This window comes from Halorubrum lipolyticum DSM 21995, from assembly GCF_000337375.1.
Classification (GTDB): domain Archaea; phylum Halobacteriota; class Halobacteria; order Halobacteriales; family Haloferacaceae; genus Halorubrum; species Halorubrum lipolyticum.
This window is the reverse complement of sequence record NZ_AOJG01000016.1, coordinates 1-11,605: the sequence shown is the minus strand read 5'-3', so window position 1 is coordinate 11,605 and position 11,605 is coordinate 1. Positions and strand designations below refer to the sequence as shown.

The window sequence follows — 11,605 nt, the reverse complement described above, 5'->3', positions numbered from 1 at the left end:
GTCGAGGCGGCCCTCCACGTCCGTGATCGACATCTCGCGGTAGTTGAGTTCGCCGAGCAGGTTGTCGGCGACCCACGTCGCGGCGAGCTCGGGGTCGAACTGCTCGGCCACGTCCTCGAAGAAGTCGGCGACCGCCTTCGTCGAGGTGAGCTTCGAGGCGGACTCGCGGTCGAGCCCGTACTCCTCCCGGAAGCGCTCGCGGCGGGCGTCGGGCAGCTCGGGGATCGGAATCGACTCCTTCCAGTCCGACACCTCCAGCGCCGGGAGGTCGGCCTCCCGGAAGTAGCGGTAGTCCTTCTCGGCCTCCTTCGAGCGCATCGAGACGGTGACGCCGCGCGCCTCGTCCCAGTGGCGGGTCTCCTGTTCGATCTCGCGGCCGCGCCGGAGCACGTTCTCCTGCCGAGTGACCTCGTACGCGAGCGCCTGCTCGGCGCCCTTGTGACTGGAGATGTTCTTCACCTCGGCGCGGTTCACGTCCGCGAGGGCCTCCTCGGTAATCGTCCCGTCGTCGGCGACCTCGCTCTCGGGGACCAGGGAGACGTTGGCGTCGACGCGCAGGCTCCCGTCGCGGGTCGGGTCGAAGACGCCGAGGTACTCCAGCACCTCCTCGAGCTTCGCCAGGAAGGCCCGCGTCTCCGCCGGCGACCGGAAGTCCGGCTCCGTGACGATCTCCATCAGCGGCGTCCCGGCGCGGTTGTAGTTCACGAGGGTGTGCGTCGCCGACTCGATCGAGCCGCCGGCGTGCTGGAGGCTCCCGGGGTCCTCCTCGAGATGCGCGCGGGTGATCCCGATGGTCCGGGGCTCGTCGTCGGCGCGGACCTCAAGCTCCCCGGACTGGCAGATCGGGGCGTCGTACTGGGTGAGCTGGAAGTTCTTCGGGAGGTCGGGGTAGTAGTAGTTCTTCCGGTGGAACGTCGTCGTCTCGGGGATGTCGGCGTCGATCGCCTTGCCGATCTTCACCGCGGCCTCGACGGCGCCCTCGTTGAGGACCGGCAGCGCGCCCGGGAGCCCGAGGCAGGTCGGGCACGTGCGCGTGTTCGGCTCCTCGTCGTCTTCGGACTCCGTCGAGCAGCCGCAGAAGATCTTCGTGTCGGTCTCGAGCTGGACGTGGACCTCCAGCCCGATCACGACCGTCCGCTCCTCCGTCGCGGCCTGAGTGCTCATTACCGACCCGTTGCGGGCGGGCCACCTAAATCGTGTCGGGACCGATACGTAGTGTAGTACTGTTGCGTTTGTGTGGATCCGGGGGTTCGGACTCGTGGGTCCCGACGCTACGTCGTCGCTGTCGCTGACGCGGGGGGCACTCGCGAAGTTCCAGCCGATTACTTATAAATAGTTGATAACGGATCGACGGTGAACACTTCCAAAGCCCCAGCCGATTACTTATAAATAGTTGATAACGGATCNGATCGACGGTGAACACTTCCAAAGCCCCAGCCGATTACTTATAAATAGTTGATAACGGATCGACGGTGAACACTTCCAAAGCCCCAGCCGGGAGGGCGGCGCACACTCGCTGCGCGCCTCACTCGGTCGCTGGCGCTCCCTCGTTGCGGTGCTTGCGTCGTCTGCGCCGCCCTCCCGACTGCCCCTTTGAGTCCCACCCAACCGCACGACACCGCACCTCACGCCTCCCCAGCCTCGTCGCCGCCGGCCTCGCTACGCTCGGCCGTCGCCGACTCCCTCGCGCGGGCTGCTCGCGGCCGCTTATAAGCGGCCGCTCGCAGGCGCACGCCACCGCAATGTTTCCGAGTAGGCTGTGCGTGGTTCCCGCCCCCGTTGCTTCCCTCCGGAAGCGTTGCTAAACCCTTATGAGCGCGCGGGTGGGAAGGTCGGCCGTATGAGCGATCTCCCGGACGACTTCGACTGCACCCTCACCAACTGGGAGTACATCTACGGGCTCTGCCGCAACGTCTCGAACGCGGTGAAGCGCGCCGACTTCGAGCCGGACGTGGTCGTCGCGCTGGCCCGCGGCGGCTGGTTCGCGGGGCGGTGCGTCTGCGACTTCCTCGGGCTCAACGACCTCACGAGCCTGAAGATGGAACACTACGTCGGGACCGCCGAGAAGAGCGGCGAGCCCCAGATCCGCTACCCGATGCCGGAGGGGAGCGTCGAGGGGAAAGACGTCCTGATCATCGACGACATCGCGGACACCGGCGGCTCGATCCGCCGCGCCGAGGAGTACGTCGACGACCGGAACGCCGGCGAGATCCGGACCGCCACCCTCCAGCTGCTCGGCACCTCCGAGTTCCAGCCCGACTTCGTCGGCGAGCGGCTCGAGCAGTGGACGTGGGTCGTCTACCCGTGGAACTTCCTCGAGGACATGATCGACCTCACCGAGGGCGCGATGGAGCGCGCCGACCAGAGCGTCTTCGACCGGGAGGACGTCCGGCACTACCTCGACGAGTACCACGGCATCGGCCGCATCGAGATGGAGGTCGCCCAGGCCGGCCGCCTCGACGAGGTGCTCGACGAGATGGTCCGCCGCGACGTGGCCGACCGCGCGGGCGACGGCGCCTGGACGCTCGCCGAGTAGCCGCCCGCGATGGCCGGAGACGACTCGGACGAACCGGAGTCGGACGCCGAGCCCGCCCCCGACGCCGAGCCCGCCCTCGACGCCCTCCTCGACGCCTACGCGCTCAAAGACGAGCGGCGCACGGGCTGGCAGCTCCGCGGCGTCGACGCCCCCGAGTCGGTGGCCGCGCACGCGTGGGGCGTCGCGTACCTCGTGCTGACGCTCGGCGACCGGTTCCGCGGGGACCTGCCCGGCGTCGACCTCGACCGCGCGCTCCGGCTCGCGGTCGTCCACGACGTGGCGGAGGCCGAGACCGGCGATATCGCGACCCGCGCCGACTCGACCGCGGAGTCGGTCGACCCCGACGCCAAGGAGGACGCCGAGCGCGCGGCGATGGCGGACCTCGCCGGCCCGCTGCCCGACCGCGTCCGCGACGCGTGGGAGGCGTACGAGGCCCGGGAGTCGCCGGAGGCCGTGCTCGTCAAGGAGTGCGACCTCCTCGACGTCTGTCTGCAGGCCGTGCGCTACGAGCGCGGCGATCGGTACGACCCCGCCGACGGCGACCCGGACGCCTTCCGCGAGTACGACGACCTCGACGAGTTCTTCGCGACGACCGAGCCCCGCCTGCGAACCGCGACGGGCCGGGAGCTGTTCGATCGGCTCCGCGAGCGGTACCGGGCGGCTCGCGACGGAAGCTAACCGCTCCGATCTCCCGGTGGTGTTCGACGTTCGTCGAACCTCAAAAACGACGACTGTAGGGCCTCTCCCGGCCGATCAGCGCCGAGAGATAGCAAGAACGTTAACGGCCGAGTTCGTTCCGGAGAGTGAGAGCTTTCACCACGCATGTCCGAGAACACTGACCTGATCATCGTCGGCGGGGGGATAAGCGGGGCGTCGCTGCTGTACACGGTGGCGAAGTTCACCGACGTCGACGACGTGACGCTGATCGAGAAGGAGCGGGAGATCGCGGCGATCAACTCCCACCGGACGAACAACTCCCAGACGCTGCACTTCGGCGACATCGAGACGAACTACACCCTCGAGAAGGCCGAGGAGGTCAAGGAGGGCGCCGAGCTGCTCGCGGGCTACCTCGAGGGGACGGACCCCGACCGCGAGATGCACAGCAAGCGGAGCAAGATGGTGCTCGGCGTCGGCGACGAGGAGGTCGCCAAGCTGGAGGAGCGCTACCACGAGAACGGGTTCGGCGACCTCTTCCCGAAGCTGCGCGAGATCGGCCGCGAGGAGATCGAAGAGCTGGAGCCGAAGGTCGTCGAGGGGCGCGACCGGTCCACGGAGCTCAAGGCGCTCCAGACGCCCGACGGCTACGTCGTCGACTACGGCGCGGTCGCGAAGTCGTTCGTCGACGCCGCCCGAGCCGAGGACGGCGTCTCCGTCCACCTCGGCACCGCGGTCGAGAACGTCGACGAGGGGCGCGACGGGTTCACGGTCGAGACAGACGACGGCGACTTCGAGGCCGACGCGGTCGTCGTCGCCGCCGGCTCCCACAGCCTCCAGTTCGCGAAGGAGATGGGGTACGGCGAGCACATGTCGCTGCTGCCGGTCGCGGGGAGCTTCTTCCTCGCGGACGACCTCCTGAACGGGAAGGTGTACACGCTCCAGATGAAGAAGCTCCCGTTCGCGGCGGTCCACGGCGACGCCGACGTGCACGACGACGGCGTCACGCGGTTCGGCCCCACGGCGAAGCTCGTCCCCGCGCTCGAGCGCGGCGAGCTCTCCACCGTGAGCGACTTCGCCGACGTGTTCGGCTTCTCGCCCGGGTCGGTCCTGAGCTACGTCAACATCCTCTCGGACCGGATCCTCTTCCCCTACGTCGTGCGCAACCTCGTGTACGACATCCCCGAGGTCGGCAAGCGTGCGTTCCTCCCGAACGTCCAGAAGGTCGTCCCGACCGTCGACGTCGACGATATCGAGCGCGCCAAGGGGTACGGCGGCGTGCGCCCGCAGATCGTCAACACGGAGACCAAGGAGCTCGACATGGGCGAGGCGAAGATCACCGGCGACGGAATTCTGTTCAACATCACGCCCTCGCCGGGCGCCTCGACCGCGCTGAAGAACGCGATGACGGACGTGCAGACGGTCCTCGACTTCTTCGACGGGGACCACGAGTTCGACGAGGACGCCTTCCGTGAGGCGACGATCGAGAACTTCCCGCGGGTCGACGACGAGGCGGACGCGGACACCGAAAGCGACGCCGACGCCGAGGGAGACGCCGACGACTCCGACGACCGCGTCCCCGCCGAGGCCGACGACTGACCGGGTCGAGTCGACTTCGACCCCCCGGTTCGCCCGATTGACCGCCGCCTCTCCGGCCCAATCGAGACGCGCGACGCGCGGAGTCGGCCGCATCCGGCCCGATCGCGATCCCCCTGCCCGACGCCGTTCGCCGGCTCGTTTTCGCGTAGCCCGCGGCGCTCGTTCTCCGCCGTTTCGCGCGACCATTTAAATACCGAGCAGTCTGCGAACCGTCCGTCCCGTCTCACGCCCCCGTCCCCTCGCCGACCTCGCGCTCGAACGCCTCTCTGAGGACGCGGATCGCCCGCCGCTTCGTCCCGTCGGGGACGAACACGAAGGGGATCGGCACGTCGAACGCGCGGTCGCCGTAGAGTCCCCAGTCGCCGACCGACCGAGTCGTCCCGCCGTACGCGATGGGGATGTCCTCCAGCTCGTCGGGGTCGTACGCGGGCACGTACGAGCGGTCGATCCACACCTCGTGGACCGGCACGTCGAGGGCGTCGGCGAGGAGGCGCTCCAGCCGGTCGTCGCCCTCGGTGAGCCACGCCGTGAAATCGTCGAGAGCGGGACCGCGTTCCCCGCCGCGGTCGCCCTCGCCGCTATCGCCGTCCCCGTCGCTATCGCCGTCCCCGCCGGTTCCGTCTCCGCCCTCGAGATCGCTGCCGATCCGGTCGGCGAGCGCGATCCGGTGTTTCCAGCAGGTGGCCGGGAAGCGCCGCCCGCGGAAGCGGTCGTACATCGAGGCGAGCGTCGAGTCGGGATGCTCGCGGGCCGCCACGCGGAGCCGTTCGAGCACGGCGTTGTCGTCCAGCTCCCGGGCGAGCACGCCGTCGACCGTCACCGGGCTCTCGCCGGTCACGGCCTCGTACTCGCCGAGCATCGCCTGCAGGAGGCGGTTGGCGTACACCGACTTGTGGTGCTGGGTGACCCACATGTACAGCGCGATCCGCCCCTCGAGGTAGTTGCCGATGGTCGAGAGCGCCTTCTCGGTGAGCGCCAGCCCCTCCTCTGGGTGGGCGGTGTAGGCGTCGACCATGCGGTCGACGTCGAAGCTCAGCACGCCCGCGCCGGTCATGTAGTTGTCCCGGGTGATGTAGTCGAGCCGGTCCACGTCGATCGGGGAGTGGAGCAGCTGGGCGCCGACCCCGTACTGCCACGGCTCGCCGCGCTCGTACGCGAGGCTGTAGCCGAGCACGTACGCGCACACCTCGAACGGGTCCACGTCGAAATCACGGAGGGCGTCGCCGTACTCCTCGACGATGATCACGCAGCCGAGCAGCTCGTGCGGGTTCGCCGAGCGGAGCGGCGCGCCGCCGACGCCGGCCGAATCGAAGGCGTCGACCAACCCGGTCTCGACGACGCGCTCCCGGAGGACCCCCTCGTCGAGGAACCCCTCGGAGAGGTGCGAGAAGGGCGGGTGACCCACGTCGTGGAGCAGGCAGGCGCACTCCAGCGTGCGCTGGATCTCCTCCAGTTCGTCGGTCGTCGCGTCCCGCGTGACGTACGACTGTCGGCGGAGGTTCTCGAAGACGGTCCGGCCGAGGTGGTAGACGCCGAGCGAGTGCTCGAACCGGGTGTGGTTCGCGCCCGGGTACACGAGGTGCGTGGCCGAGAGCTGGCGGACGTACCGCAGCCGCTGGAACGGCCGGGTGTCGACGACGCCCTCGACGAGCGCGTTCGGCAGCTCGACGTAGCCGTGAACGGGGTCTTTGATCTGGGTGGTGGGCATCGATTGTGGACACGACACCGCCCCGCGAGGTGCCTCTTTCGGTCCGGCGCCGGCGCCCGTTCGCCGCTCCCGTCCGCCCGAAACGGCCCGATTCCGTCCTTATAAATAGCGAGCGCGGCGATCCCCACGCATGGTATCGGACGCAGGCGACGGGCCGGGAGGGCGGGCGGTCGATCCCGGCGACCGGGCGGATGCCCCAGGCGACCGGCCGGACGCCGCCGCCCCCGGGACCGGCTCCCCGCTCGTCGACCGGTGGACCGCGCTCGACCGCGGCTGGCAGGCGCTCGCGCTCGGGCTGGGGGTCGTCGCCGCCCACGCCGCGGCACAGGCCGCGGGCCGCTTCTGATGGGAGTCGCCGACGCCGCTCGGTCGTACCTCCCCGGTCTCGCGCTCTTGGCCGTCGGCGCGCTCCTCTCGCACCTCGTCGCCGGCGCGGTCGACGGGCTCCAGCCGCTCGTCGTCGCCGTCGCGGTCGGCGCGCTCGTCGGCAACACGGCGGGGACGCCCGACATGGCCGAGCCCGGCGTCGGCGTCGACAAGCTCTTCTTAGAGACCGGGATCGTCCTGCTCGGCGCCGCGGTCGTCGTCGAGGAGTTCCTCGCCGCGGGGCCGACCGTGCTCGGGATGGTGGTCGCCGCCGTCGCCGGCGGGCTCCTGCTCGCGGAGGCGATCGCCCGGCTCCTGTTCCGGCTCGACGGGGAGACGCCCTCGCTGCTCGCCGCGGGGGCGAGCATCTGCGGCGTCTCCGCCGTCGTCGCGATCGGTCGCGTGCTCGACGCGCGCGGCTCGGCGATCACGTTCGCGGCGGCGACCGTCCTCCTCTTCGACGCCGTCACGCTCGTCGCGTTCCCGATCGCCGGCGAGTGGCTCGGGCTCACCGGCCGGCAGTTCGGCGTCTGGGCCGGCGTGAGCATGTTCTCGACCGGTCCCGTCGCCGCGGCCGGGTTCGCCCACTCGCCGGAGGCGGGCCAGTGGGCGACCGTGACGAAGCTCGCGCGCAACTCGCTTCTGGGCGGGGTCGCCGTCGCCTACTCGCTCGCGTACGCGGCGCGGTCGGCGACGGACCCCGGCGTGCGCCGGCTGTGGGCGGAGTTCCCGAAGTTCCTCCTCGGCTTCCTCGCGGTCGCCGCGATCGCGAACAGCGGGCTCCTCTCGCCGGCCGCGCTGGAGTCGATCGGGCGCGTCTCGGACGCGCTCTTCACGCTGGCGTTCGTCGGTCTCGGGCTCTCGATCCGGCTCCGGGAGATGCGCGAGGTCGGCGGGGCCGCCGTCGGCGCCGTCCTCGTCCACCTGCTCGTCGTGAGCGCGCTCGCGCTGGCGGCGGTGCGGTGGCTGCTGTAATCCCCTTTTCAATCCGTATAAGTAGCGAGCGGGCGCACTCCGCGTATGAGCACTATCGGCTTCATCGGCGGCAGCGGAATCTACGAGGCGCTCCCCCTGAACGACGTGCGCGAGGTCGAGTACGACACGCCCTACGGCGAGCCGAGCGACGCGATCACGATCGGCGAGTTCGCGGACACCGGGAAGGAGGTCGCGTTCCTCCCCCGACACGGCTCGAACCACGGCGTCTCGCCCACCGACCTCCCGTACCGCGCGAACATGTACGCCTTGAAAAAGGCCGGCGTCACCCACGTCTTCGCGTCGAACGCGGTCGGGAGCCTGAAGGAGGAGCTGGAGCCCGGCACGCTCGTCGTCCCGGATCAGATCTACGACCGGACGAAGCACCGCGACCTCTCCTTTTACGGCGACGGCGTCGTCGTCCACCAGCCGTTCGCGGACCCCTACAGCCCGGAACTGGTCGACCACCTCACCGAGGCCGCGGAGTCGGCCGTGGGCGGTGACGGCGACGACGGCGCAGACGGCACGAACGTCGTGAAGGGCGGCACCTACGTCTGCATCGAGGGGCCGCAGTACTCGACGCGCGCGGAGTCGGAGTTCTACAAGAGCCAGGGGTGGGACCTCGTCGGCATGACCGCGATCCCGGAGGCGAAGCTGGCCCGCGAGGCCGAGATCGCGTACGCGACGATCGCCGGCGTCACCGACTACGACGTGTGGAAGGCGGACAGCGAGGTGACGCTCGCGGAGGTCCTCGAAAACGCCGAACGGAACCAGACGGCGATCAAGGCCGCCGTCGAGGAGGCCGTGCGCACGCTCCCCGACGACCTGGAGTGCGAGGCGCACACCTCGCTCGACGGCACCGTCAACACGCCCACCGAGGCGATCCCTGAGGACACTCGCGAGCGCGTCGAGCCGCTGCTGGGCGACTACTTATAAGGGCGCTCGGCCCGCCCGGCCCGCTCGACCCGACTCAGACCATGTCGCCGCGCACGGACGCGCCCTCCTGTTCGGCGCGCCGTCGCTTGAGCACGTCCGCGGCCTCGTTCGCGACCTCCTCGTCGGCGCCGAGCATGCCCAGCGCGGTGGGGAGCGTCGGCATCGCGAGCGAGGCCTCGCGCAGCCGGTCGAACGCCTCCTCGTCGCGGGTGCCGTCGACCCACAGGCAGACGCCGCGGGGGTCGAGCACCTCCTCGTAGGCGTCGCGGGCGAGCGCGCCCTTCAGCCGCTGGCGCACGTTGTCCTCGAAGCCCGCGTTGCACACTTCGAGGTGGATCGGCTCGTCATCAGCGACGAGCTCGGCCGCGAGGCACTTCTCGGGCGCGGCGTACCCGTTGTCGCTCACGCGGACGCGGTCGGGGTGCGCCTCGGCCCACTCGGCGCGGACGGAGGTGCCGACGCCCTTGACGCCGTACTCGGCCGCGAAGTCGGCGGCGGCCTCGGTGTCGCCGCCCATGATCACGTCTTTGGTGAGGTAGACGTCGAGCCGCTCGACCGGGTCGAGCCCGAGCGCCACGTCGCCGAAGGCCCACACCTCGCGGACGGGGACCGGCATGGTCTCGCGTTCGACGCGGTCGACGAGGGTCTCCAGCCGAGCGACGGCCTGCTCGCGGTCCATTGGCGAAGCGTAGGCGAGTCGCGGGCAAACCGGTTTCGCTCGGTGGCGAGCGTCGCGGAGGGGGAGGCGTCGCGATCAGCCGTCGAGGAACGCCCGGATCTCGTCGGAGGAGCGCGCGTTGAGCACGTCCGCCGTCTCGGCCCAGCCGCGTCGGGCGGTGTGGACGCCGTACCGGGCGTTATCGAGCTCGCGGGGGGAGTGCGCGTCGGTGTCCACGGCGATCGTCGCGCCGGCGTCGATCGCGGCTCGGACGGTATCCCCGTCGGCGTCGAGCCGGGCTGGGTTCGCGTTCACCTCGATCGCGGTGCCGGCGTCGGCCGCGGCCGCGACGACGGCCTCCACGTCCGGCGCGATCCCGGGGCGACTGTTGATGATCCGGCCGGTCGGGTGGCCGAGCACGTCGACGTGCGGGTGTTCGACCGCCCGGATCAGCCGCTCCGTGGCGGCGTCGGGGTCCTGGCCCAGCGCGGAGTGCGGCGAGGCGACGACGATATCGAGGTCGGCGAGCGTCTCGTCGTCGGTGGTGATCGCCCCCTCGGCGTCGATGTTGGCCTCGATCCCGTGGAACACCTCGATGTCGGCGTCGACCGCGTCGACCGCGTCGGTGACCGCCTCCGCCTGCTCGGCGATCTCGGCCTCGTCCAGCCCGGTGTTGCCGAAGATCCCCGGCCCGGCGGCGTGATCGGTGACCGCGTGCGCGTCGTAGCCGCGCTCCGCGGCCGCCTCGATCATCTCCGCGATCGAGAACCCGCCGTCCGACCAGTCGGTGTGGGTGTGGAGGTCGCCGCGGAGCTCCTCGGTCTCGACGAGGTCGGGAAGCTCACCCGCCGCGGCCGCCGCGACCTCGCCGTTGTCCTCCCGGAGCTCGGGCGGGACGGGCTCCATGTCGAGCGCCTCGTAGACGCCGTCCTCGGTCTCGCCCGCGACGCGCTCGCCGACCCGCTGGCCCGCGTCGGGGTCCTCGACCTCGCTCACGTCGAACAGGCCGTACTCGTTGAGCTTCAGGTCGCGGTCGATCGCGCGGTTGCGCACCGCGACGTTGTGGGCGCGCGAGCCGGTGAAGTACTGGAGCGCGGCGCCGAACTCCCCGCCGTCGACGATCCGGAGGTCCACCCGAGTGCCGCTCGCGCGGACGCTCGCCTTGCCGGTACCGGCCTCGATGGTCGCGTCGGCTTCGGGCCACTCGGTGAACGCCTCGACGATCGGCTCGCGCGCGTCGCTGGCGACGAGCAGGTCGACGTCGCCGATGGTGTCCTTCCAGCGCCGGATCGAGCCGCACACCTCGGCCGACGCGACCGCGTCGAGGTCGTCGAGGTACGACAGCGCGGCGTCCGCGACCGGGCGGGCGTCGCCGAGGCGGGTGCGCTTCCGGGCCTCGCGCGCGAACGGGATGTTCTCCAGGATGTTCTCCTCGGTCTTCGCACCGAAGCCGGAGACCTCGCGGATCTGCTCCGCTTCCGCCGCCTCCTCCAGTTCGTCGAGCGTGGTGATCCCGAGCGCCTCGTAGAGGCTCCCGACCGTCTTCGGGCCGACGCCCTCGACCGCGGTCAGCGCCCCGATGTCGGCGGGCAGCTCCGAGCGGAGCGCCTCCAGCTCCTCGATCTCGCCGGTCTCGAAGTACTCGACGATCTTCGACGCGATGGCGTCGCCGACGCGGTCGATCTCGGCGACCGCGTCCTCGCCCTCCCCCGCGAGGTTCTCGATCGGCGCGGTGTGCTCGCGGACGTTCTCCGCGGCGCGGCGGTAGGCGGTCGGCTTGTACTCGACGCCGGTCGCTTCGAGCCGGTCGGCAAACTCCTCTAAGAGGGCGGCGACCTCGTCGTTGCGGCTCATTACGTGGTGGTTCGGTCGGACGGTACTAATAAGTGCGAGCGATCGGGGCGGGTGACGATCGGGATGCGGTCGGTGAGCCCTTTTAACGTGGTTGCCGGTGACTCGACGGTGAACACTTCCAAAGCCCCAGCCGCTCGCTTATAAGTGGGTAACTGTCGATCGACGGTGAACACTTCCAAAGCCCCAGCCGCGAGGACGCCGCACACTCGCTGCGCTCCTCAGTCGCTCGCGGTGCTCGCTCCTTGCGGTGCTTGTCGTCGTCATCAGAACGCTTTGCGTTCTGATTGGCTCACGAGAGCTTTGCTCTCGTGAACGCCTGCGC

The 11,605-nt window shown here is 70.3% G+C and carries 10 protein-coding genes; 6 read left to right on the top strand and 4 right to left on the bottom strand.

The window, feature by feature from the left end; all coding sequences use genetic code 11:
* Positions 1-1,164 (bottom strand): Asp-tRNA(Asn)/Glu-tRNA(Gln) amidotransferase subunit GatB (gene gatB / locus C469_RS06535; protein WP_008004940.1); only part of this gene is annotated, 1,164 nt, incomplete at its 3' end.
* Between the two features lie 676 nt (positions 1,165-1,840).
* On the opposite strand from gatB, the gene C469_RS06530 reads away from it, so the two are divergent.
* From C469_RS06530 to C469_RS06520, 3 genes are all read left to right on the top strand, one after another.
* Positions 1,841-2,536 carry a phosphoribosyltransferase gene (locus C469_RS06530; RefSeq protein ID WP_008004938.1) on the top strand — a complete coding sequence of 232 codons (696 nt, stop codon included), beginning with the start codon at positions 1,841-1,843 and terminating at the stop codon, positions 2,534-2,536.
* A 9-nt stretch (positions 2,537-2,545) separates the two neighbouring features.
* Positions 2,546-3,214 (top strand): HD domain-containing protein, encoded by a 669-nt coding sequence (locus C469_RS06525; protein WP_008004937.1) that lies wholly within the window; start codon positions 2,546-2,548, stop codon positions 3,212-3,214.
* Positions 3,215-3,358: 144 nt separating this feature from the next.
* Positions 3,359-4,789, top strand: a complete 1,431-nt coding sequence (locus tag C469_RS06520) for an FAD-dependent oxidoreductase (RefSeq protein WP_008004935.1) — start codon at positions 3,359-3,361, stop codon at positions 4,787-4,789.
* Positions 4,790-5,012: 223 nt separating this feature from the next.
* Here the strand turns inward: C469_RS06520 and C469_RS06515 are convergent, their stop codons facing one another.
* Positions 5,013-6,497: an HD domain-containing protein gene (locus C469_RS06515; protein ID WP_008004934.1), complete on the bottom strand. Its 1,485-nt coding sequence runs from the start codon at positions 6,495-6,497 to the stop codon at positions 5,013-5,015.
* A 130-nt stretch (positions 6,498-6,627) separates the two neighbouring features.
* Here C469_RS06515 and C469_RS06510 point away from each other — a divergent pair, with 130 nt between their 5' ends.
* Genes C469_RS06510 through mtnP form a run of 3 tightly spaced genes read left to right on the top strand, consistent with a single transcriptional unit; the run spans position 6,628 to position 8,771 of the window.
* The gene (locus C469_RS06510; protein WP_008004933.1) at positions 6,628-6,843 is read left to right on the top strand and encodes a hypothetical protein; all 216 of its coding nucleotides are present in this window, start codon (positions 6,628-6,630) and stop codon (positions 6,841-6,843) included.
* Positions 6,843-7,838, top strand: coding sequence for a YeiH family protein (locus C469_RS06505; RefSeq protein ID WP_008004930.1), 996 nt, complete (start codon positions 6,843-6,845; stop codon positions 7,836-7,838). Before C469_RS06510 ends, C469_RS06505 begins: the two co-directional genes overlap by 1 nt.
* Before the next feature lie 45 nt (positions 7,839-7,883).
* Positions 7,884-8,771 carry an S-methyl-5'-thioadenosine phosphorylase gene (mtnP, locus tag C469_RS06500; protein ID WP_008004929.1) on the top strand — a complete coding sequence of 296 codons (888 nt, stop codon included), beginning with the start codon at positions 7,884-7,886 and terminating at the stop codon, positions 8,769-8,771.
* Between the two features lie 34 nt (positions 8,772-8,805).
* Here mtnP and C469_RS06495 read toward each other — a convergent pair whose 3' ends face one another.
* Positions 8,806-9,450 carry a DUF7095 family protein gene (locus C469_RS06495; RefSeq protein WP_008004928.1) on the bottom strand — a complete coding sequence of 215 codons (645 nt, stop codon included), beginning with the start codon at positions 9,448-9,450 and terminating at the stop codon, positions 8,806-8,808.
* A 75-nt stretch (positions 9,451-9,525) separates the two neighbouring features.
* Positions 9,526-11,283 carry a DNA polymerase/3'-5' exonuclease PolX gene (gene polX, locus C469_RS06490; RefSeq protein WP_008004926.1) on the bottom strand — a complete coding sequence of 586 codons (1,758 nt, stop codon included), beginning with the start codon at positions 11,281-11,283 and terminating at the stop codon, positions 9,526-9,528.
* Between the last annotated feature and the right edge of the window lie 322 nt (positions 11,284-11,605).